Origin of the sequence: Nostoc commune NIES-4072 (assembly GCF_003113895.1) — a bacterium.
GTDB classification, from domain to species: Bacteria; Cyanobacteriota; Cyanobacteriia; order Cyanobacteriales; family Nostocaceae; genus Nostoc; species Nostoc commune.
Genome location: NZ_BDUD01000001.1, coordinates 2,932,579 through 2,955,551 on the forward strand (window position 1 = coordinate 2,932,579; position 22,973 = coordinate 2,955,551).

Consider the following 22,973-nt stretch of genomic DNA (forward strand, 5'->3'; position numbering starts at 1 on the left):
CAACTTTTATTAGATGCCGATTTGCGTTTAGTACACTAACTAAAGCAGAACTTGCAACAAAACTGCTAGACGAAATAGTAAAATAGCATCAAGATGAGTAGAAAATCTCGAAAACCATTGATTGGGATTACAACTTACGGTCGCCTTGCGGCGTTACCATTTTCTCTGCCAAGCGAATATATAGATGCAGTCCGTAAAGCAGGTGGCATTCCCATATTATTACCACCAGGAGAAATTGAGCCTGCCATACTTCTAGATTCTTTAGATGGTTTAATCATCTCTGGTGGTGGAGATATTGACCCTGCTTACTACAACGGTTTTGCTCATCCTACTATTTATTCTGTCGATCGCGAACGTGATGCTTTTGAATTGCAGCTTGGCAAGTTTGCTCTTGAACGTCATCTGCCGATGTTGGGTATTTGTCGGGGTTTACAAATTCTCATCGTCGCCTGTGGGGGTACTCTAATTCCTCACGTTCCAGATGTTTACGGTACATCTGCATTACATCGTCTAGAGCCTGAACCTGGACGACGTTTACCTACAGAACATCTCGTCAGGATAGATGTAGAAAGCCTTTTAGCTAACTGTTTACAGAATTCTCACATCTCTGTAGTTTCTTGGCATCATCAAGCGGTAGATAAAGTACCGCCTGGTTGGCGGGTTGTTGCTCATGCTTGGGATGATGGAGTCATTGAAGCTGTGGAGCATGAACATCATCCTTGGGCAATTGGTGTGCAATGGCATCCTGAGCTTTCAATTCTCGATCCCAGTCATCAAAGACTTTTTCAAGCTCTCGTTCAGGCTGCACATACAAAACACTTATGGGATGAGCCTAACCCCGGAACTGATTGAACAAGATGGCAAAGGCAAACTGATTCGGAAGATAGTTGCGCTGGAGGCGATATTAGCAACGTCTGGGGAGATGACCAACGATGACCAGAGGCAGGAGTCAATACTGCTCGGGTAAAGCATTTTTAACTCGGCATTGGTTTTGGGGTAAAGGTTACTGGGTTTGGGTTAAAGGTTTTTTCTTTCCCTTTTCCCCAAAACCCGACAAGTATTGGGGCGGGAGTGTGTTGCGCCGCCTGCTGCTGAACCTCAAAATTCTCGTGTCAAACCATTGCCCTCACAAAGTAATGGCGGGTCGCGCCGTGCAAACCGCCGATGGTCGGCTGACCTTTCAGTAATGAGAACCTAACGCTTGGAATTGCGGCGCTAAAAGAAAAAGCGCTGGCGGCCATTCGCTGACAACCTATGCAGTGGCAAACCATTGTCAGCAGAGGCAGGGCACTCACCTTCAGCCGTATCTGTCCGCAACGCCTTATCCTACCTTGAGTGCAAAGTCTTATTTCTGTTTGCAGCTTGCAGTAAGTTCTAGATTGTAGAAAGTCCCTGGTTTGGGCTTAATTGAACGCAATTCCTGGATAAAAGCATTAAATGTTGTATTGCTTGTGCCGAAGCCAGCTTCAGCACAAGCAGATAAACCTCCTTCAATGGGAATAGATCCAGCTCTGGGACTATATACAATAAATTTATCGACGGTACTAGTGCCGACTGCAAACCCGATAACCTGGCGAACTGTTCGCAAAACGGCATTATCTAAGGGGCCACCAATACTGCCAATACTGATATTAACCGCACGACTTTCAGCCACAGCAGGCGCACTAATCGACAATACTGCCCCAACAATCATCAAACAGGTGAACTTCTTCATTATCCTCTCCTCCAAAAAATTGAAAAACTAATAATTACGTTTCGACATGGATGAAGTACATCACAGACGCTAGCTATGTAAGGTTTTCAGATACTAGCGTGTGTGTAAACTACCAAATCTATGATTCTGAACTTTTGGAAATTACTTCAGCATTAGGTTTTTCCTTTTCTGAAAGAATGTTAATTTCTTAAAGATTCTTTATAACATCCTCTTTGCAGACAGGCCCCTGGCTGTCTAATTGGTGTTGTCCCAACGTTTTTACGCTTCAGTACTAGAGTTAGGTAAATGCCAGAATACTTGGTCATATTCATCGACAATAATCACATCTCAAAGCATTGGAGAACTATTAAAGAGCAGGGCTACCTAATTACACCTAAATACTGCGTAGGTTTTGAGTTGATCCCCCCAACTCCCCGATAAATTGGGGGGCTTATTTTCCCCGTTTTTAAGGGGGACTAAGGGGGATTTTCAATGACTATGCACCAAAACCCGAGCAGTATTGCATTACACTCTCTTAAGTAAAGATTAAGCTTTAATCTTTTTAGTTGATCTTACCTTTCTTTTCAGAAATAAGCCAATGCTGCCAACAATAAATGTGCTAGCTAAAGTACTAGGTTCAGGTACTTGTCGATAAGAAACTGTACCGGAATCGGAAGTTTCGGAAGAAATAGAAAATAATGTTCCACTAATGTCGTAACTTTTATCAGGATTAGCTTTGTCAAGGAAGCTGTACAGCAATCCAATAGGTGCGTTATCTGCTAAGGATACAGTTGGAAATGCAACGGGATAATCTGGATATTCAACATCATCAGTTGCAGTGTAAATATTAGGGTCATTATCGAATTGAAAACTTAGCAATTGAACTGGCGCTACTGGGATATTATCATTACTGAAAGTTGTGTCATCAAAGCTAAATAGACCGTTACCTTTAGCTGTAGAACTATCAACATTGAACGCATAATTAATAATTGCAGCCGATGCAGATTTAGTGGTTAAGGTAGCTAAACCCAAAATTAGACTAGTAGCGATCGCTAATTTTTGAAACAATTTCATCTCAATTTTCCTGTTGCATTAGATAACTAAACTATTTAAACCTTATAGAGACGTAGCACTGCTACGTCTCTACTTTCTCACCAAACGTCTAAGACTTACTTCTTAGCGCCAGTAGAGTTATTCGTTTGACTCAATTGCCAATTCTTTAGAAGTTGATCGCGGTTTTGCCGTAAGTTTTTACCGTTACGTTCTTTAGGATAAGGAATATTGTCGCCCTTAATTCCTTCCCAAAGAATTTCGTTGAATTCTTCTGCATCGAGGTTATCTTCACCGATAAAATTGAAACCCTTGGTTATAGCAGCCCACCATTTTGCATCATTTAGAATGGGCACAGCTGCTGTATTTTCAACATTGGGGTCTTGGCAAGCTGGTACTAGTTTCGGATCTACAGGTTTAGCACACAAGTTACCTGGCACAATAGCTGTGTAAGGCTCAAAATTCGGTTGTCTTGTGAAGGCATCTGACATTGGTTGAGCATTGGCATCAGTAATTCCCAAATAGCCAATGTTTAACAAATCCTCCATCGTCCGCAATACACTAATGGTGTTGTAATTAGTACTGACGAGTACACCCCGTTTTGTGTAGGGTGAAATAACGTAAGCTAACGAACGGTGCGAATCAACGTGATCTGGCCCATTTTGGGAGTCATCTTCAATGATGAAAATCGCTGTTTCCTTCCACTCTGGCATCCGGGAAATTTTCTCTACCAGCTTGCCTATGGCATAGTCATTATCTGCCATTTGCAGTTCTGGAGTGTTTAGTCCGGCCAAAGCAGTACCAAAGGAACCAAAATGATCGTGAGGTAGACGCACAAGCATTAAGTTAGGAAGTCCATTCTGATTAATATCCCTTTCCCATTCGTTATACAGATAAATATCTGGATTATTCATGTCGAATGAGCGAAAGTAAGGGTCGGTTTTATCCAACAATACAGATTTAGTAACGGGAGCTTGGGGAATCTTGTCTGCGTAAGGAGTTGGGGAGATGGGAATATAAGCTGGGTTTTTCGGGTCACGTTTAGTGGGATCAGTTTGACTTGTAACGTAGGGAGTGCCATTATCAACGAAGAAGCCGTAATTGCGTACAGTCTTGCCAGCACGCAACGCTGAATCCCAAAGATAGCCACCAATGACATTAACTCCTAAGTCCCCATCTCCTTCGGGGGCATTAACATCTCTGTCTCCAGGCAATATTGAAGAGCCACCTGAGGGATCTAAAACTCCTGTTATGCGGGTATTGATTGGCGAATTATTCGAGGAAGTTTGCGGTAGTGCAAGACTGATATTCCGATTTGTACCTTCGTAATCGTAGGTTAAGCCGTTAAAGCCAGCGTTACCGTAAAGAACTGATTGAGTTTTTTCGGTGTAATCTGTCGTTCGTCCAAAAGTAGACCAACTCCAACCAACTCCACTGGATTCGCCACTGTCGTAGAAGTTATCAAAGGTTGCAAAACCAAGGGACAGCTTGTGATGGTTGGGTGAAATCTTGTAGGGAAACAAGGTAAGTTCTGGGTCGCCATTACCGATAGGTAAGTCACCAAGTACCTGGTCGTAGGTACGGTTTTCTTTAACTATATAGATAACGTGCTTAATTTTGCCTTGTAAATACCTCATTATCCGGTCAGGACGACGATTATAAAAACCGTTGTTTTTGTCTACCTGCGTTGAAAGCGTAGCCAAAGTACTGCTACTTGGCACTGGAATAATTGAGATCCCAGCTTTTTCTAAAGCCCAGTTGTAATCGTTTTTAAAATTGGTGTTACGTGCAAGTCCAGCTGGTGTCGTCCGACTGTTTGACGGGTTGGGGCCAGAATTACTTTTAGCATTGACAACGTAAAGTCTTTGACCATCAAAGCTGACACTTACAGAATTAGGATACCAGCCAGTGGGGATGCGTCCATTCACCCGACCAGCTTGCAAGTCTACAACAGCGATCGCATTCTCGCCGCCTAGAGTAACATAAAGTGTTCCTCCATCTGGGCTGAGAGCTAAAGAATTGGGATTAGCACCTTTGTATTTATCACCAGGGCGAGACAGAGAGATGGTTTGAACAACCCTATTGCTATTTGTATCAATGACTGAAATCGAGTCATCATTACCATTAGCTACGTATAGTCGATTTTGATCGGCCGAAAGCAGTACTTTATTTGGCTGGCTACCTATTGGTATACGGGTGATTTTTCCAGAAGTAATTTCAACAGTAACTACTTCGTTATCGCGCTGGCTACTAATAAAAACTTTAGCTGCTTGACCTTTTTGTGTACTTTTGATAGCGACATCAAAAGGAAATTCACCAGTTGCTATTTTATCGCCTGCCCTAAAGAACTTAATTTCTTTAATTACCTTACGGGTAGGAGTGTCAACGATTGATATAGAGTCATTCTCAAAGTTTGCAGCCACTAAGGTCTTGCCATCCTGACTAACTGCAATACCCGCTACAACTGCTCCTGTACTTACAGCCTTAGCTGGTGTATCCTTCAACAAACCACCATCATATTTAGGAAAGGGTGCAGTTTGGTTAGAATTGTGACCTAGTAAAATAAAGGGGGCATCTGGTACGTACTGACTACCATTAGACGCATAAACATACACGCGATCGTCAATCCCGCCTGAGACAAAGAAGCGTGAGCCATCTTTAGCCCAAGCCAAACCGTTATAGGTATTGGGAATATTAATCTGTTGTTTTTTAACTAACTTACCGCTAGTAACATCATAGACAAAAACCCATTCTGCTTTTGGGGTTGTTGTACCACTTGGCTTACCAGTTAGCGGATCTAATACAGGATAAGTGAAAGTACTACCTGTATTTTCATCCTTGAAGTTTTGGTTATAGCCACTAGTAAGCACCAGTAAAGTTTTTCCATCAGGGCTGAGGGCTGTGCTTACGGCTTCAGCAGCATCTGCATTATCATCTGTACGCAAACCAGTTCCTAAAGGTGCAAACGTCGAGCCTGGTGCTGCTGCGGGCGTGATGATTTGACCTGTAGGTAGCAAAGCTGCTCCACTCTCTGAGTTACCAACCGGTCTGGTAGTTCCAGCGCTAGCTGATTGGATACTTGCACTCAAGCTACTTACCAGCAAAAGACTTAATAGATACCCTTGGTTTCTACTAGTTTTCATGCAATTTATTTATAATAGGGACAACCATAACTATTCAAGTACAGATATTTCTAGTTGATGGTTAAGCCAGCAGTAATTTTTGGTTATGTTTTGGTGGTAGCGAATTTTTTATATTAAGTATTAAGTTATTTTTGTTTGCATCCAAAATTACTATTGTACAATAATCCGGCAGAGTTAACTATTCTCAGGAACTTGCTCTCAAATGCGGTCAAGTATTCTCCAAATGGTAGCACGATTGATTTGATAGTTTCTCGCCGTTGCCTACTTGTCCTCAACTTAAAGTTGCTCAAGCTTGTGTGAAACGCTAAGTTAGCTCCTGGAGCCACAGCATGGACGATCTGCAATAAAGCACGACCCTCATCCGTGGTATCAGGTTTAGCATAGTCCTTTAGCACGTTAACATTACATGGTAAGTAGCCATCGGCTATGTTGGTGGCATAAGTATCCAGGTTGTTAGAGGCATCGAAGGTCTTTGCTGTGGCGAAGCTATCTGATAGTATGCCGATGGTGATTCCAGTGCCATCTAGACCGTAGCGATCGCGCAAAACATCAACCCCTGTAGCTTTGGCTGCTGCTTCAATTGGTAGGGTGAAGGTAGCCGATGGAATCCGAGGTAACGGGCTTTAAAGTAAAAACACCAGTTGGTGATCTTGGCTTGTCTACTGAAAAAGAGAAATTCTTCCTAGCACTGGGAATTGGTGAAATCACAGCAAAGACGAAAAGCAACCCGATGAAGCTGAACCAATACCTGGGGCTACAGAAGACCAGACTGCTGGAAGCGATTAATCAAGAACTGCTAGAGCCAGCGATGTCACTTTCCGGGAGGGCGATCGCTAGAAGCCTCATGAGGCAATCAATACAAGCTATACTATTAGAAAAAATCGCTCTTGTATTTATTATTAGAAAATAATCGCGCGATGCCTGCCTGCGGCGGGCGGAGCCATCGCAGGCTATACAAAAGCTCTAGAATTCATAAATGGTAAAAGTTTTTGGAGAGTGACAGAAGCCTTCGAGGAAAGCGATCGCATTTCCAATGGATGTAAAGAAACATTTCTGTTTCTTAGAAGCTGTTTACAGACGCGCTGGCTTCCATCAAGTTAAATCCTCTTTCCTTCTGCCTTCTGCCTCCTGCCTTCTGCCTTGTTTATTGAAAGAGGGATAGCCTCTAAATTAGAGTTATTTACTTATCTGACTATAGTGGTGGCAAAATGATTTAAAAAATAGTGATATTTTTCATAAAAATGGTGAAAATTTGCTGTATATGCTTCTGGGATTTAACATTCTTAATTTTCTGGCAAATTTTAGGAGTGTCACTTGTTTTTAACGAAGGTAGTGCCTTGGCTGATGTCTTACCTATTAGGAGTCAGAGACAGTCTGTTGAAGAAATCGAAAACTTAGCTTTGTCAGGAACTCGTTTGTTAAGGAGCCAGGATGAATTGCATCACCCAGTATTCAAAACAGGCTTATCAAAATTGAAGCAACTAAGATTAGAACCAATTTTGTCTCAGGTTCTCGACTCAAAGCCAACACAGCCAATCCCAATCCCACAGCCACAACCACAACCTGCCCTCGAACTTCCTCCTCGAATATTTCCCTCCTCTGAAGACCGCTTAGACCTTCCTAAAAGTATCGTCGTTAGGAAATTCGAGTTTGATGGGAACACGGCATTTAGCGATGAAAAGTTAACTAAAATTACTGCTCAATTCACTAAGCGATCGCTAACCTTTGTAGAATTACTACAAGTTGAGGCTACTGTCACCAAACTCTATACCGATGCGGGGTATATCAATTGTGGTGCTGTCATTCCGGCTGGTCAAACCTTATCTCAACGGGGATCTGTCGTCAAAATCCAGATTATTGAAGGAGGGCTAGAACAAATTGTGGTAACAGGTACACGACGGTTGAACTCGAACTACATCCGCAGCAGATTAGCCATTGCCACCGCTAGACCCCTAAATCAAAAGCGCTTGCTGTCAGCTTTGCAACTCTTGCAACTTGACCCCCTAATTCAGAATATATCAGCCGAATTGTCTGCTGGGTCACGTCCCGAATTAAGTTTACTAACAGTCAAGGTAATAGAAGCCGACTCCTTTAATACAGAATTTTTTATAGATAATAGTCGTGCGCCTAGTGTTGGCAGCTTACGACGCGGTGTCCGCATTAACGAAGGGAATTTATTGGGTTTTGGGGATGGCTTGAATCTGGAATATATCAATACTGATGGTAGCAACGCCTTTGACTTACGCTACAACATACCTGTTAATCCTCGTAATGGCACAATTACCCTCAGAGGTGGTTTGACGAGTACTGAAATTGTCGAACCACCCTTTGACCGCCTAGATATCATTGGTAATTCCAATTACTTCGAGTTAGGCTTCCGCCAACCTTTAATCTTATCTCCCAACAGAGAATTTGCTGTGGGTCTATCCGTCTTACGACAAGAAAGCAAATCTGAACTGAAAGGTTTTCCCGGGGTTTTAGTGTCACCAGGTGCTAATGAACAGGGAGAAACCCGCATCTCAGCCTTACAATTCTTCCAAGAATATCAGCAGCGTAATTCTCAACAAGCCTTAGCCCTGCGCTCTCAATTTAACCTTGGTTTAAATATCTTCAATGCTACCGTCAACAATGACCCTCCTGATAGTAGGTTTTTTTCTTGGCGGGGGCAAGGACAATATGTGCGACTTTTAGCACCGCAGACTTTACTGGTGATTCGTTCTGACCTGCAATTGTCAACTCGTGCCCTTGTGCCTTTAGAGCAATTTGGGCTGGGCGGTCTGCGTAGTGTTCGGGGTTATCGACAAGATATTCTCTTAACAGATAATGGCTTTTTAGCATCAGCAGAAGTGCAATTACCAGTACTGCGGGTAAAAAATGTCGGAGGAGTTTTGCAAGTAGTGCCGTTTATTGATTTTGGTGTGGGTTGGAATAGTTCTGGGAATCCAGGCCCAAATACTAATACTTTGCTGGGGTTGGGATTGGGTTTACAGTGGCAAATGAGCGATCGCCTGAATGCTCGCCTTGATTATGGTATTCCATTAACAGATATTCAAGACAGAGGCAGGACTTTACAAGAAGACGGTATTTATTTTTCAGTGGTTGCGAATCCTTTCTAAAAATTTTTGTCACAAAATCTCTGATTAACAAAGGTCTAGAAATCAAAAGTTATGCAACACTCCAAGCGATCGCTCCTATCAAATACTTTACCTCTATCTATAGGGGTGAATTTTATGTTGGCTTTGTTGTCTTGTATTGCTCCCTGTCCAGCAAAAGCACAAATCACACCTGATGCAACTCTAGGCGATAAAAGTTCAGTTGTAGTGCCAGACACTTTTAAAGGCAGTCCTATTGACCGGATTAATGGGGGAGCAATTCAAGGAGCCAACCTATTCCACAGTTTTCAGGAATTTAACGTTGTTGAAAAAGGAGCCTATTTTACAAATCCAGGAGGAATTACGAATATTTTGACTAGGGTAACAGGAGGTAATGCCTCGAATATTCTGGGAACTCTGGGGGTTTTGGGCCCAGCCAACCTATTTTTGATTAATCCTAATGGAATTGTCTTTGGCCCCAATGCCCGTTTGGATATGGGGGGTTCCTTTGTAGCTTCTACCGCAGATAGCCTTGTGTTTGATAATGGGTTGGAGTTTAGCGCCACAAACCCGCAAGCACCACTTTTAACCGTAAATATCCCTGTGGGATTGCGATTTAGAGACGCTTCAGGAAAGATTATCAATCGCTCTCAAGCTACTGTTGATGGTGTTGAGATAGGTCTACAGATACCACCACAAAAAACTTTGGCTCTTATAGGCGGTAATGTTGACCTAGAGGGCGGTTGGCTCATAGGCCCTGATGTCCAGATTGAAATTGCAAGTGTTGGTGATAGCAGTCTGGTCAATTTTATCAATAGCGATACTGGCTATAACTTTGACTATTCTGGCGTTGAAAACTTCCAAGATATTCTTTTATCAGATCAAGCCATTGTTAATATCAATGGCAATGGTAGCGGCAGTATCCGGATGCAAGGTAGAAACGTTACGCTCAATGATGAGTCGAGGCTGTTTGCCGATAATTTAGGAAGTTCTGGCAGAGAAGTTCTTATCCAAGCAGAGCAGCTAACCCTTGACAATGCTTCAATTAGTGCAGATGTACGTGGGTTAGGGCAGGGAAGGAATATAACTATAGAAACTCAGAATTTACTAGTTCAGAATGGAGCGAGAATATCTACCGCGACTTTTGGCGGTGGAAATGGTGGCACAGTCAAGATTACTGCTACAGATTCAGTAGTGATTCAAGGAGAATCCCAATCTCAACAAGGGTTCTTTAGTGGTGTACAGAGTGTAGCGGCAGGAGGGGCTTCGGGGGATGCAGGTGGAGTTGAGATTAACACAGCCTCCTTTTTGCTGAAAGATGGAGCCAGATTAGATACTACAACTTTTGGAGGTGGAAAGGGTGGCACAGTCAAGATTAATGCTACAGATTCAGTAGTGATTCAAGGAGAATCTCAATCTCAACAAGGGTTCTTTAGTGGTGTACTGAGCCTAGTGGCAGGAGGGGCTTCGGGGGATGCAGGTGGAATTGAGATTAACACAGCCTCCTTTTTGCTGAAAGATGGAGCCAGATTAGATACTACAACTTCTGGAGGTGGAAAGGGTGGCACAGTCAAGATTAATGCTACAGATTCAGTAGTGATTCAAGGAGAATCTAACCGCCAAGAACGCCTTAGTGGAATACAAAGCCTAGTGCGAGGAGGGGCTTCGGGGGATGCAGGTGGAGTTGAGATTAACACAGCCTCCTTTTTGCTGAAAGATGGAGCCAGATTAGATACTACAACTTTTGGAGATGGCAATGGTGGCACAGTCAAGATTAATGCTACAGATTCAGTAGTGATTCAAGGAGAATCTCAATCTCAACAAGGGTTCTTTAGTGGTGTACTGAGCCTAGTGGCAGGAGGGGCTTCGGGGGATGCAGGTGGAGTTGAGATTAACACAGCCTCCTTTTTGCTGAAAGATGGAGCCAGATTAGATACTACAACTTTTGGCGGTGGAAAGGGTGGCACAGTCAAAATTACTGCTACAGATTCAGTAGTGATTCAAGGAGAATCTCAACAAAATTCATTTAGTGGTGTACTGAGCCTAGCGGCAGGAGGGCCTTCGGGGGATGCAGGTGGAATTGAGATTAACACAGCCTCCTTCTTGCTGAAAGATGGTAATAGGCTATCTACCACAACTTTTGGAGATGGCAATGGTGGCACAGTCAAGATTAATGCCACAGATTCAGTAGTAATGGAAGGAGAATCTAGACGCCAAGAGCGCCTTAGCGGAATAGAAAGTGTAGTGGGAGGAGGTGCTTCGGGAGATGCAGGTGGAATTGAGATTAATACAGCAGACTTGTCGCTTAAAGATGGGGCTTTCCTAACTGCCAGTACTTCAGGAACAGGAAATGCTGGCAAGGTGACAATTAATGCTACTGAGTCAGTAATGTTTGAAGGCAAATTTATTCAGGAAAAGTTTGGTCTGGGTGTCGGTGGTGTATCCACCATAGTAGAATCAGGAGCTTTGGGAAATGCAGGTGCAATTGATATCGATACAACCTCCCTCATTCTCAGAGATGGAGCTTTCCTGGCTACCAGTACTTTCGGAGAGAGTGACGCAGGTAATATCACAGTTACTACGAACACATTTGAAATTACTTCAGGTGGGCGATTGCTTTCCACAACCAGAGGTAACAGGGCAGCAGGTAATATCTTTCTACAAATCGAAGATAGTATAAGTTTGGCTGGGGAAAACAGTGGTATATTCGCTAACACCGAGGCAGGGTCTACTGGCAGAGGCGGTAATATCTTCATGGATACCCAAACTACCGTGATTCAAGATGGTGCCAAACTCTCTGTCAATAGTCAGGGAAGTGGAGTTGGAGGCGATATATCTTTGCAAGCCAATTCTCTAACTTTGGATCGAGGAACGATCTCAGCCGAAACCGCCAAAGAAAGAGGCGGCAATATCAGGCTAGATGTAGCAGATTTATTGCTGATGTCAGACGAAAGCAAAATTACTACCAGTGCAGGCCTTCAAAGCCAACCAGGGGCAATTGGTACTGGCGGGAACATTAAGATTGACACCCAATTTCTAGTTGCATCACCCTCAAAACCAAAGGGTAGTGATATAACCGCCAATGCAACTTATGGTAACGGTGGTCGTGTTGATATTACAGCTACTGGTATCTTTGGGATTGAATTTCGGGACAAGCCCAGAGATTTCTTAAATGACATCACCGCTAGTTCAGAGTTTGGTGGCAATCCGGGAGTAGTAAACATCAATCAAGTGATTGATCCCAGCCAGAATTTAGTGGAATTACCTGCAAATGTTATCGATCCCAATGACCAAATCGCCCAAAATCCTTGTAGTAAAGGTGTTGCGAGTGAATTCACGATCGCAGGACGCGGTGGACTGCCTCCTAGTCCCAATGAAGACTTAAGCCAAGAAGCTACTCAGGTTGATTTAGTTGACCCAGTCTCAACCGTCAGTAATGTCAAACTACCACAGAAAACCTCTTCCAGTCATAATTTAAAATCCCAAATCCCTAGCCCGATTGTGCCAGCTCAAGGATGGGTATTCAACAATAAAGGTGAAGTAGTTCTCACCGCCTACAATTCCAATGTCATTGGAATCCATCGTCTACCGAAGAATTTAAATAGTTGTCCTGCACGATGAAACGGCAAAAAAAAGTTGAAAACAGGTATTTTTTTGAATTACTTGACATAACAAATAAAATATGAATCAAAAAAAGCAGATAGGGCGATGTCTACGACGGGCTACGCCTACGCTCAAAGCCAGATTTTTCTCACAAATTAACCATTACAAATCTAGACTCTATAGTAGTCAAGTGCGATCGCTAATTTTAGCAATTCTGTTATTTTTCTTGTCTGTGGGAGGAGTACTGGTTACTACCCAAGTTTGGGCATCAACTGCGATCGGACAAACTCAACAAGAGCCTTTACAGTTGGTACAAGAAGCCAAATCGTTTTACAAAGATGGACAATTTGAGTCAGCCCTAACCCTTTGGGAACAAGTTGCTGCGGCTTTTGCGGTGCGAGAGGATAAACTTAACCAGGCAATGGCGTTGAGCAATCTTGCCCTGACAGCTCAACAACTTGGTAGGTGGGAGCAAGCTAAAAAAGCGATCGCTACCAGCTTAAATATCCTGCAAACACAGCCAAAAACACCAGAGCAAGCCTCCGCAGGAGGAGCTGCGCTAACGCAAATCCTCAGTTCCACATTGGATATCCAAGGACAGTTGCAACTAGCAGTAGGAGAATCAGAAGCAGCCTTAGCAACTTGGAAACAAGCGGCTGAAATTTATCAAAATCTCAGCAATCAAAATGGTGCAATTAGAAACCAGATTAACCAAACTCAAGCTATGCAAGACTTGGGTCTTTATCCAATGGCTTGTAAGACCTTACTAAAAATTTTAGAGTTCGATCATCAAAACTGCCAGATCACAAAAGAAGAACTGCAAATCTTAAAAAAGCGATTTGTCAACAAGGGAAATTCCTCTTCTTTAGATATTCTGGCTTTGCGTAGTCTCGGCAATGTTTTACGAGTTGTTAGTCAACTCGAACAATCGCAAATGGTGTTGCTCGCAGCTGGGCAATTAGCTCAACAATCAGGAGATTCGCAAAATCTCGCTGCTACTTACCTGAGTTTAGGCAATACAGCCCGGTCTTTGGGTAATAGAAAAATACAGTTGGGAAAACCAAGCCAAGAACAGTTACCCCTTACACACCCTATAAACTGTATTCAGGAAGCTACTATAACCGATGCTGCTGAATTGTATCAACAGGCTGCTACTTGCTATCGGCAAGCTGAATCATCAACCTCATCAGATATCAAAAGACAAGCTCAATTGAATCGATTCAGCCTTTTGGTACAAACTCAGCAATGGTCTGAAGTCCCAACCTTAGTATCTGAAATCACCTCGAACCTCAATAACTTACCTATTAATCATCCCACTGTTTATGCTCACATCAAATTTGTTCAAAGTTTGATGTGTCTGCAATCAGGACTGAGTGAAAACTCATCTAATGCTTTATCCCCGATTCTGCAACTGTGTAACTTTGTCAAGAATACACCCACGGGCACTGGTGTTAAAACTCTTGAATCCTCAAAAATTCCCTCATGGGCAGAAATTGGACAAATTTTACAAACCGCCCTCAACCAAGCTCAACGATTGGGAGACAAGCAAGCCGAAGCCGATGTGCGTGGTTATCTAGGAGGAGTTTACCTGCAAATGGGGAAATTGGCAGAGGCCCGACAATTCACTGAACAAGCTTTACAGCAGAAATCTGCTTTTAATAATTCCAGTATTACCTATCTTTGGCAATGGCAACTAGGACGGATTTATCACACTCAACAAGACCCAAAAAGCGCACTTCAAGCCTACACCTTAGCCTATGAAACTCTTCAGTCTTTGCGTCAAGACTTAGTTGGCATTAACCCAGAAATTCAATTTACTTTTCGAGATAGTGTAGAACCAGTATATCGAGAACTGGTCAATTTGCTTTTGCCACCCCTTGCTTCTCAACAGATAAAGCAAACGGAGATTAATCAGGAAAATCTCAAGCTTGCTCGTGATGTTATAGAAGCACTCCAACTAGCAGAACTGACAAACTTTTTTCGGGAAGCTTGTATAACCAGCCAACCCCAACCAATCGACCGATTAGATCCAAATGCTGCGGTCATCTATTCAATTATTTTGCCCGATCGCCTTGTTGTCATCTTGTCTCGACCTCAAAAGGACTTAAAATACTACGCAACGCCTCTGAAGTCTAATTCTCAGCCAGGAGAAATTGGAGAACTCGAACGTGTATACAATGATCTGTTTGCTGGCTTCACCCGTTATATTTACTTAGATTCACGTCGTCCACAAACAATTTTTTATGATTGGTTAATCCGTCCAATTGAGGCAGAACTGCAAAAGGATGAGATTAAAACTTTGGTGTTTGTACTAGATGGAGTTTTGCGTGCAGTACCCATGTCGGCACTTTATGATAGTCAGCAGAAAAAGTATCTGATTGAAAAATATAACCTTGCTTTGAGTCCAGGGTTGCAGCTGTTGTATTCACGTTCGCTTTCCCCAAACAAATTGCAAACTTTAGTGGGAGGTTTGACTGAGGCTAGGCAAGGGTTTTCCAAACTGCCGGGAGTGAAAGAAGAAGTTCAGGAGATTACAAAAATAGTTCCCACAGAAGTTCTCTTAAACCAAGAATTTACCCGCAATCGCCTAAAAGTTCAAATCAACAATGTATCTTTTCCCATTGTTCACTTAGCAACCCACGGTCAGTTTTCTTCCCAGGCTGACAATACCTTTTTGTTGACTTGGGATAGTCGGATTAATGTTAAAGAATTAGACCAATTATTGCAATCACGCGATCGCCCTGGTCGAAGTCCTTTGGAATTGTTAATTTTGAGTGCTTGCCAAACTGCAGCAGGTGATAATCGAGCGGTTCTAGGACTAGCAGGGGTGGCGGTGCGTTCTGGGGCACGTAGTACATTAGCAACGCTTTGGTCAGTAGAAGATCAATCTACAGTTGAGCTGATGAACAAGTTCTATTCAGAATTGAACCAACCTGGAGTAACTAAAGCTGAGGCACTTCGTCAAGCTCAGTTGTTCCTGTTGCGATCGTCAAATTATTATCGTCCTTACTACTGGGCACCCTTTGTTTTAGTCGGTAATTGGTTGTAACCAGCAAGTAGTATACTATTTTTTCGGAATTGAGCATTAATAATAAGTATGACTTTAATTAGAGCTTAGACTTTACCAAAAGATAACCCATGTTAAATAGTCAACAATTGATTGGTCTAATGACGATCGGGTTGTTTCTGATAGGGATACAACCAACAATTGCCCAATCAAATGCAAATATTCCAACGCCGACTAATCGCTCAAAACCCCAACAGATAATATTCAAACCACCATCAAATCAGGGTAAACCAAAATTTACATCATCGGGTGGATCGCGTAGTAATTGGCAATGTCCTCAAGATACAACATTAAACACTACCTCAGCCAATAAAACCCCTTTGATGCTTCTTGCTCCCACTGATAGTAACTATGGGTTGACCATAGCAGAGCATCCGACATTTTTAGTGTATCTGCCCCAAACATCTGCCAAGCAAGTAATCTTAAGTTTGATTACAGAAGATAATCAGCTTCATTCCCAAAGTTTCATTCCGATTAAAGGTGAACCTGGTATTATTAGCATCAAGTCAGCAGATAGCTCACCCCCCCTGGAAGTAGGCAAAAATTATCAGTGGGCTTTAGTGCTGGTATGTGGGGAAAAACCTAGCCCTAACGATCCAGTAATTACTTCGTGGGTACGCCGTGTGGCTTTACCTCAACTTCAGAGTCACCAGAGGACAACTTTTGAGCAGGTAGATGCTTACAGTGAACAAGGAATTTGGTATGATGCCGTCATTGCTCTAGCTCAAATCAAAAAGACTCAACCTAAGAATCAAGCCATAGCAGATACCTGGACTGACTTTCTTAAGTCCGTAGGGCTAGACGCGATCGCTACTCAACCGCTTCGGTTGTAGAAGTGCCTAACTGTTTTTCTCGTAACTGCTGCTCGATAAAAGCCTGATTATCTTGGCTTTCTGACTGCTTGAGGTATTCAATGGCAATTGCAGAAGCCAGGGGATGGTCTTGGCACATTTCAAAAAGCAGTGCCAAAGTATGATGGAATTGGAGTCTTTCGAGTTGTTTGTGAGTAACCAACTCTAAGGCGACTGCTGAACCCAAAAATACTAACAGCGAGGGAATGATCGGTAACCACCAGCCCAAGCAAAAGGCTAAAAAGCCAATCCCCAAAAGCCCAGCACCAGCAAAGATTATACTGGCAGCGATCGCGATTGAAGACCTCAACTGTCGGCTAACTAATACTCCTAATCCCGCCCAAACTAAAATCCACAGCCATTCTATGGGTTCTTGCCAAACATGAAGCAAAGGTCTGCCATCAACAACAGCACTAATTATTTGACTGATAATATTGGCATGAACACTCACCCCAGTCATCGGCTGCGAAGAATTAAATAGGCCACTGTTATAGGGCGTATAAAATACATCTTTAATACTTGCAGCATTAGTGCCAATCAAAACTAGGCGATCGCGTAAACTATCAGGGGGAATGCGCTTTTCCAAGATATTCCTTAAAGGGAAAGTCGCAAAATTTTCCTGATTCCCTCTAAAATTCAGCAAAATCTGATAACCTCCAGAATCTGCATGGACGTAGCCTCCATCATTACCCAAAAACCTTTCAAACACTGCTTTACCCCAACGTAACTTTTGACGTTGGGGATCGTTATCAACTAATTTTATAGTTATCTTTTCATCATTTAAGTAGTGCTGCGCCAGTTTCATTGCCAAACTGTAACGTGTTTCATTTTGCCAGACGTCTACTGATAATAATGCACGACGCACCTTACCATCTGCATCCACCACCTGATCGGCAAAGCCCACTCTTTCTGGATTGAGAGTGGGAGGAGGTGCAATGACCTTAATCTCACTTCCCACAACTTTCTCAATTCCATATAAGTTAGGAGTTGACTTGAAGATGTTAACCAAGTCCTTATACCCAGGTTCTACAGGCAAATCTCGATAAATATCTAAACCAATTGCTCTAGGTTTTTGAGCTTTAATATTGGCAATTGCCTTAGCTAAAACTTGATCGGGGATAGGCCACTTTCCTGCTTTTTGTATATCTTCTTCATCAATAGTGACAATCGCTATCCGCTTCTCTGGTGATTCTAGCAACAGCCGCCAGCAAAAAAACTGGTCAAGCATATTCCACTCGCCACCCTGCAACAGTCCACCAAAGCGCAGCAGCAGAATAGGTGCAGTCACAAATATAGCAATCCGTGGTATCCAAAATAAGCCAATTCGCCGTTGCAAAACTTCTAGCTTGGCTTTTTGTCTAGCTTGTGCCAAAAGTTTATTAGCTTGTGCTAGTGCTTGCAGTGAAATTTGGGCTTGGCGTTTGGCTAATTCTTGACTAGCGGCTAAAAATTGGTAATCTAAATCGCCAAGGCTTTTACCTAATGCCCAAGCTAAGGTATCTTGTAAAGCTTGTCCTCGCAATAGATAGGATTGATCTTGGTAAGCTGATGCTGACCAGGCTGCGATCGCTTCTGCATAGGGTCGCAACTCTGTTAATTTACGCTCAACCCAACTCTGGTTGAATACAGCTTTGTAAATGCGATTATATACCTTGAGCTTACCTTGTTGCTCAACTACTAACCCTGACAATCGTAATTCGATTTGTTCAGGAGTACTATCAGCAGAAATTTCTCCTTGACGTAAAATTTGCTGGTATAACTCTAATAGTCTAGCTATACGTTTTTCATTTCTGTACAAGATGCGATCGCGAATCGTCTTCAAATGCTCAGGTTCATCTTGAGATTCCCAATTCTCAACAATGTGCGACCTTACTAATTGCTCAACCGATGAAAATCTTTGAGCAGTTGACTCTAAAACTATCAATTGACATAGCTTTTGAGTCAAAAACGGTTGCCCCCCTGTCCATTCTAGTATCTCCATGATAACCTCTTCAGGGTTGCTCACTCTTTGTTTCAAACCATCTATTAACGGTTGTACTTCATCAGGCTGAAATCCTTGCAGTTCAATCGCCTTCCCAATATTGAAGGGTGTATGAGTCTTATCTTGAATCAGTTCGTTAGGATTTGCAACCCCCAATAGTGCAAAAGTCAAACGCCTATATTCATAATTAACTTCTCGTTGCTGAAAAAAGAATCTGATTAAAGCAAAAAAATCATCCAATGAAAAATTCTGGCTCAAAACGCGATCAATTTCATCGATAAAAATAACTATCTTTTGCTTGATTTCTACTAACAGTACTTCTTCAATAAATTTGCTCAAACACTGCACCGGTGAAAGCAAATCTCGCCGTTCACGCCACCAACTCCGCCATTGAATTTTTGAGTGCAGTTGGCAACTACTCACCAAAGATTGGACAATCCCTGCATACCACTTTTCTGGAGTTACATCTTGTGTTCCTATTCCTGTCAAGTCAATAAACGCACAGATGATTCCTTCTGCTTGTAGCCTTTGCATCATTTGCACTCGCAAGCTAGACTTACCCATCTGCCGCGAGTTCAGCACATAACAAAACTGACCCCACTTTAAGCGTTCATAAAATTCTGTATCAGCATATCGTTTCACATAGCTAGGAGCGTTACTCTCAAGACTCCCTCCAATTTGATATTCAAAGTTTGATTTTGCTGCTGTCATTAAGACTATCCTTTACATTTTTTAATATATTTAGCTTTAATTTCATATACAGTCATATAAATAATTTATTATCTAACAGTCCTAGAGAATAATTATACTATTTTCATTCATCAACTGACTTTACCTGACTTTTACCTATTTTTAGGTTGTGAGTATTCCTAATTAATTAATTAATATCTGACTTTTTCCTCTTGTATGATTCACAACATAGCATAAAGATACTGATATGGTTTAAAGAAACTTACAGATGCCATTAACTATTAAAGGAGTCTCAAATGTCTTTTCCAAGCTTGAAAAAATTTCTTTTATTTGCTTCTGGTATCAATACTAACATCGTATCTGATGAGTCGATGTCTCCTGAAAACCGTTTTTCAGAAGAGAATAAGTACGCATCTATTGGTGCATCTATTTTACTTACTTCCGTTGTAGCTTTTTTATCTGGAAGCTATGCATTATACACTGTATTTAACTCTGCCCTAGTCTCTAGTTCAATAGGTTTTATTTGGGGAATAAAGATTTTTAATTTAGATAGGTTTGTTATTTTAAGTAGTAGGAAGAAAAAAAATAATTTTCGGGCAGATATTATAGTAATTATTCCTCGTTTACTGCTGGCTTTCTCCTTAGGATTTGTTATTGCTAAACCTGTGGAAATAAAAATTTTTGAAAATAAAATAAACCAAAAAATTGATGAGGTTAATACCCTAAAAAGCGCAGATTTGGAGAAAAATGAGAGGAATTTATTGGAGGAAATTCATAAAAAACAAGTGAATGAAATAGCTTTCTTACAACGAAAGTATTATTCAATTGAGCTTGTGAAAAAAAGTAATGAAAATTACGAGCAACAAAAAGAGAAAGTGCAAAAGCAAACTAAACTGATGCTAGAAAAACTTAAAACGAAAGATGAAATAGGACTCATAGGAAAAATTCAAATATTAGAAGAATTGAAAAAAGATAACCCAACAATTGAACATAGCAGTTTATTTATTACTATTTTATTTATTGCTATAGATAGTGTTCCCATAACACTTAAACTTCTATGTAAATATAGCCCATACGACGCTTACATTGAAACACAAGAAGAAAATGCAATTTATTTAAAATCAAAAGAATTGTCAGATATAGAGAAAAACAATAATGAAATAATAAATATGAAAAAAATCGATAACTTGTCTAATACTATATTATCAATTACAGTGAAAGCATCAAATGAGAAAGAATTAACAAAATTAGCTAAACATCAGCTTGATAAGCTGAATGAAGTTAATTTAATTTCTCCTAATATTAGAGATATTAGAAATGAAATTTTACAAAGAAGTTTACAAAATAATCAAAAGAAGGTATTAATAGCACTTACACCTAATGTAGGAAATCTACAAATACTAAGTAGTAATGAAAATGGTAAACCAAACACCAAAAACTAAACACTATCTCGGCATAAATAGGCAATTATCAATCACGGCTATAAAAACTAAGTCCGCCTTTGCAGATTTATGGTAAATCAAGGGTTTGAAACCCACTTAGGATAGGTTTTGTCTTTCTAGCTGTGGTTTTCAATACCTCAAATGAGTATCTCACACCAATTCACAATTTGCAATACTTCGGCTAGGCTCAGTACAAGTTTGCAATGGGCAACTCTTAAAGACGCTAAAAGCGAACGCCCCGCTACGCTAACGCAATAAAAAACCTTAGAGATACTTGCCTTTCAGGCTCTACATCTGTTTGATAATTTTAGTGAATTGGTATCACCTAGCGTAATTAATCAACTTTTAAATGGAGTATTATCACCATGTACGGAATAAAAAAGTTAGCTATTAAAAAGTTTAGCCTTTTGCAAAAATGGACTAATTTTTGGAAATTTACACGCCAAGTTGCAGATGTCAATGGTGATGGACGAACTGATATTGTTGCTTTTGGCTGTGATGCTGTTTATGTATCTTTGGGTCAAAGTAATGGAACTTTTGGTCAAGCTTTTACAGGCATAACTGATAGTTTTACTATCAATCAAGGAGAATGGACTAGCTTTGATAAGTATCCGCGTCAACTCGCTGATGTCAATGGTGATGGTCGCGCCGATATTGTTGGCTTTGGATACGATAATGTCTTTGTTTCTCTTGGTCAAAGCAATGGAACTTTTGGCCCAACATCTGTAGCAAAAAATGATGATTTTACTGTTAATAAAGGAGGATGGACTAGCTTTGATAAGTATCCGCGTCAACTCGCTGATGTCAATGGTGATGGTCGCGCCGATATTGTTGGCTTTGGATATGATAATGTCTTTGTTTCTCTTGGTCAAAGCAATGGAACTTTTGGCCCAACATCTGTAGCGAAAAATGATGATTTTACTGTTAATAAAGGTGATAGGAATAACTTTGACCACAAGCCACGCCAGCTTGGTGATGTAAATGGTGATGGCAAAGCAGATATTATTGGTTTTGCTCAAGATGGAACTTATGTAGCTTTAGCTAATAATCAGACAACACCACCTCCAATGAATAATCAGTATGTTGTAGCTGGTTACTTACCTTCCTGGGGTATTAGTAGTACTACTAATCCTGCAACTATTCCGGTTAATAAGCTAACACATTTGTTTTATGCCTTTGCAGATGTCGATACAGAAGGTAACGTCAAACTGAGTCCAGATGGTCAGGATGGTGACATCAATGTACTAAAATCTCTCAAAGCTCAAAATCCCAAGCTAAAAATCCTTGTTTCTATCGGTGGTGCAGGAGAAAATGATTTTTCCTCAGCAGCTTCTACGGCACAATCTAGGATATTCTTTGCTCAGTCTGCCATCAATTTTATGAAAAATAATGGTTTTGATGGCATCGATATTGATTGGGAATTTCCTAAGAAAGAAGAGAATAGTAATTACATTCAATTGCTGAGTGAGTTACGTCAAGAACTTAATAACGCATCTACTACAGATGGAAATAAATATCTGCTGACTACTGCCCTTTCTGGTTCTCCCTATCAATTGTCTCCATCAGATTACGCTGATGCTCCTTACGATTTAAACTCAACTGTTTTGAAAACTACTTCTGAATATGTTGACTTTATCAACTTAATGACCTATGACTACCACGGTAGTTGGGAAAACACAACCAATCACCAAGCTGCTTTGTATAAAAGTAGCAGTGATCAATCATATAACAGTGACAAACTCAATGCTGACTGGTCAGTTAAAAAGTATTTGAGTGCTGGTGTTGAAGCTAAGGATATTGTATTAGGAGTTCCTCTTTACAGTCCCACTTGGGCGGGAGTGAAAGCTGGTTCTAATAATGATGGATTGTTTCAAAGTGCTACCTCGGCAAATGATCCACTTTTGTATAAAGATATCCATGCTCAGGTGGGTACAGATGGATATCAATATAACTGGGATGATAGTGCCAAAGTTCCCTATATTTATAATTCTCAAAAACAAGAGTTTAGTACCTATGAAGATAAACGTTCAGTCCTCGAAAAAGTTAATTATGTTGAACAACAAGGTCTAGGTGGAATATTTTTCTGGCAACTCATTGGTGACTTGCCAATCACTCATTCTGATTCATTAGTTAATGTTGCTGCTGCTAATTTGTTGTAGAGCCTAACTTTAGCATGAATACGCTTGGTTTTGTAAAAAATTGTAGTTTGGATTAAGCAAAGTGCAACCCAACAAAGTCAACCTACGCATTTTAAGGTTTTTGGTCGTATTGAAGTATATGTAGGGTGGAATAGCACTTACTTAAGCTACGCTAGCCTGCGGGAAGCCGCTTTGCGTCTACTTTAAAATAATATTTCTGAAA

15 protein-coding genes are annotated in these 22,973 nt (G+C 41.2%); 9 read left to right on the forward strand and 6 right to left on the reverse strand.

Annotation, left to right across the window (positions count from 1 at the left end; all coding sequences use genetic code 11):
• Positions 1–93: 93 nt before the first annotated feature.
• Both CDC33_RS13070 and CDC33_RS38685 read left to right on the forward strand, forming a co-directional pair.
• Positions 94–852, forward strand: a complete 759-nt coding sequence (locus tag CDC33_RS13070) for a gamma-glutamyl-gamma-aminobutyrate hydrolase family protein (RefSeq protein ID WP_109008830.1) — start codon at positions 94–96, stop codon at positions 850–852.
• 80 nt (positions 853–932) lie between these two features.
• Positions 933–1,187, forward strand: coding sequence for a hypothetical protein (locus tag CDC33_RS38685; RefSeq protein WP_181374258.1), 255 nt, complete (start codon positions 933–935; stop codon positions 1,185–1,187).
• On the opposite strand, the gene CDC33_RS41650 is transcribed toward CDC33_RS38685, so the two are convergent.
• From CDC33_RS41650 to CDC33_RS13095, 5 genes are all read right to left on the reverse strand, one after another.
• Positions 1,113–1,271: a GFA family protein gene (locus CDC33_RS41650; protein WP_369694390.1), complete on the reverse strand. Its 159-nt coding sequence runs from the start codon at positions 1,269–1,271 to the stop codon at positions 1,113–1,115. The genes CDC33_RS38685 and CDC33_RS41650 overlap by 75 nt on opposite strands.
• 74 nt (positions 1,272–1,345) lie before the next feature.
• A complete protein-coding gene (locus tag CDC33_RS13080) occupies positions 1,346–1,714 on the reverse strand; it encodes a hypothetical protein (RefSeq protein WP_109008831.1) in 369 nt (122 codons plus the stop codon).
• A gap of 525 nt (positions 1,715–2,239) precedes the next feature.
• Positions 2,240–2,767 (reverse strand): PEP-CTERM sorting domain-containing protein, encoded by a 528-nt coding sequence (locus tag CDC33_RS13085; RefSeq protein ID WP_109008832.1) that lies wholly within the window; start codon positions 2,765–2,767, stop codon positions 2,240–2,242.
• A 95-nt stretch (positions 2,768–2,862) separates the two neighbouring features.
• On the reverse strand, positions 2,863–5,886 hold the full coding sequence (locus CDC33_RS13090) for an alkaline phosphatase family protein (protein ID WP_109008833.1): 3,024 nt from the start codon (positions 5,884–5,886) through the stop codon (positions 2,863–2,865).
• A gap of 125 nt (positions 5,887–6,011) precedes the next feature.
• The gene (locus CDC33_RS13095; protein WP_109008834.1) at positions 6,012–6,431 is read right to left on the reverse strand and encodes a S8/S53 family peptidase; all 420 of its coding nucleotides are present in this window, start codon (positions 6,429–6,431) and stop codon (positions 6,012–6,014) included.
• A 56-nt stretch (positions 6,432–6,487) separates the two neighbouring features.
• Here CDC33_RS13095 and CDC33_RS13100 point away from each other — a divergent pair, with 56 nt between their 5' ends.
• From CDC33_RS13100 to CDC33_RS13120, 5 genes are all read left to right on the forward strand, one after another.
• Positions 6,488–6,796, forward strand: a complete 309-nt coding sequence (locus tag CDC33_RS13100) for a hypothetical protein (RefSeq protein WP_439956598.1) — start codon at positions 6,488–6,490, stop codon at positions 6,794–6,796.
• 562 nt (positions 6,797–7,358) lie between these two features.
• Positions 7,359–9,002 carry a ShlB/FhaC/HecB family hemolysin secretion/activation protein gene (locus CDC33_RS13105; RefSeq protein WP_439956635.1) on the forward strand — a complete coding sequence of 548 codons (1,644 nt, stop codon included), beginning with the start codon at positions 7,359–7,361 and terminating at the stop codon, positions 9,000–9,002.
• 51 nt (positions 9,003–9,053) lie between these two features.
• Positions 9,054–12,599, forward strand: coding sequence for a two-partner secretion domain-containing protein (locus tag CDC33_RS13110; RefSeq protein ID WP_109008836.1), 3,546 nt, complete (start codon positions 9,054–9,056; stop codon positions 12,597–12,599).
• Positions 12,600–12,660: 61 nt separating this feature from the next.
• On the forward strand, positions 12,661–15,630 hold the full coding sequence (locus CDC33_RS13115; protein ID WP_109008837.1) for a CHAT domain-containing protein: 2,970 nt from the start codon (positions 12,661–12,663) through the stop codon (positions 15,628–15,630).
• 89 nt (positions 15,631–15,719) lie between these two features.
• Positions 15,720–16,481 carry a DUF928 domain-containing protein gene (locus CDC33_RS13120; RefSeq protein ID WP_109008838.1) on the forward strand — a complete coding sequence of 254 codons (762 nt, stop codon included), beginning with the start codon at positions 15,720–15,722 and terminating at the stop codon, positions 16,479–16,481.
• Here the strand turns inward: CDC33_RS13120 and CDC33_RS13125 are convergent.
• A complete protein-coding gene (locus tag CDC33_RS13125) occupies positions 16,459–19,191 on the reverse strand; it encodes a CHASE2 domain-containing protein (protein ID WP_109008839.1) in 2,733 nt (910 codons plus the stop codon). The genes CDC33_RS13120 and CDC33_RS13125 overlap by 23 nt on opposite strands.
• Before the next feature lie 275 nt (positions 19,192–19,466).
• Between CDC33_RS13125 and CDC33_RS13130 the strand changes: the two genes are divergently transcribed.
• Both CDC33_RS13130 and CDC33_RS13135 read left to right on the forward strand, forming a co-directional pair.
• On the forward strand, positions 19,467–20,612 hold the full coding sequence (locus tag CDC33_RS13130) for a DUF4407 domain-containing protein (protein ID WP_109008840.1): 1,146 nt from the start codon (positions 19,467–19,469) through the stop codon (positions 20,610–20,612).
• 365 nt (positions 20,613–20,977) lie between these two features.
• Positions 20,978–22,771, forward strand: coding sequence for a glycosyl hydrolase family 18 protein (locus CDC33_RS13135; protein ID WP_109008841.1), 1,794 nt, complete (start codon positions 20,978–20,980; stop codon positions 22,769–22,771).
• The last annotated feature ends 202 nt before the right edge of the window (positions 22,772–22,973 follow it).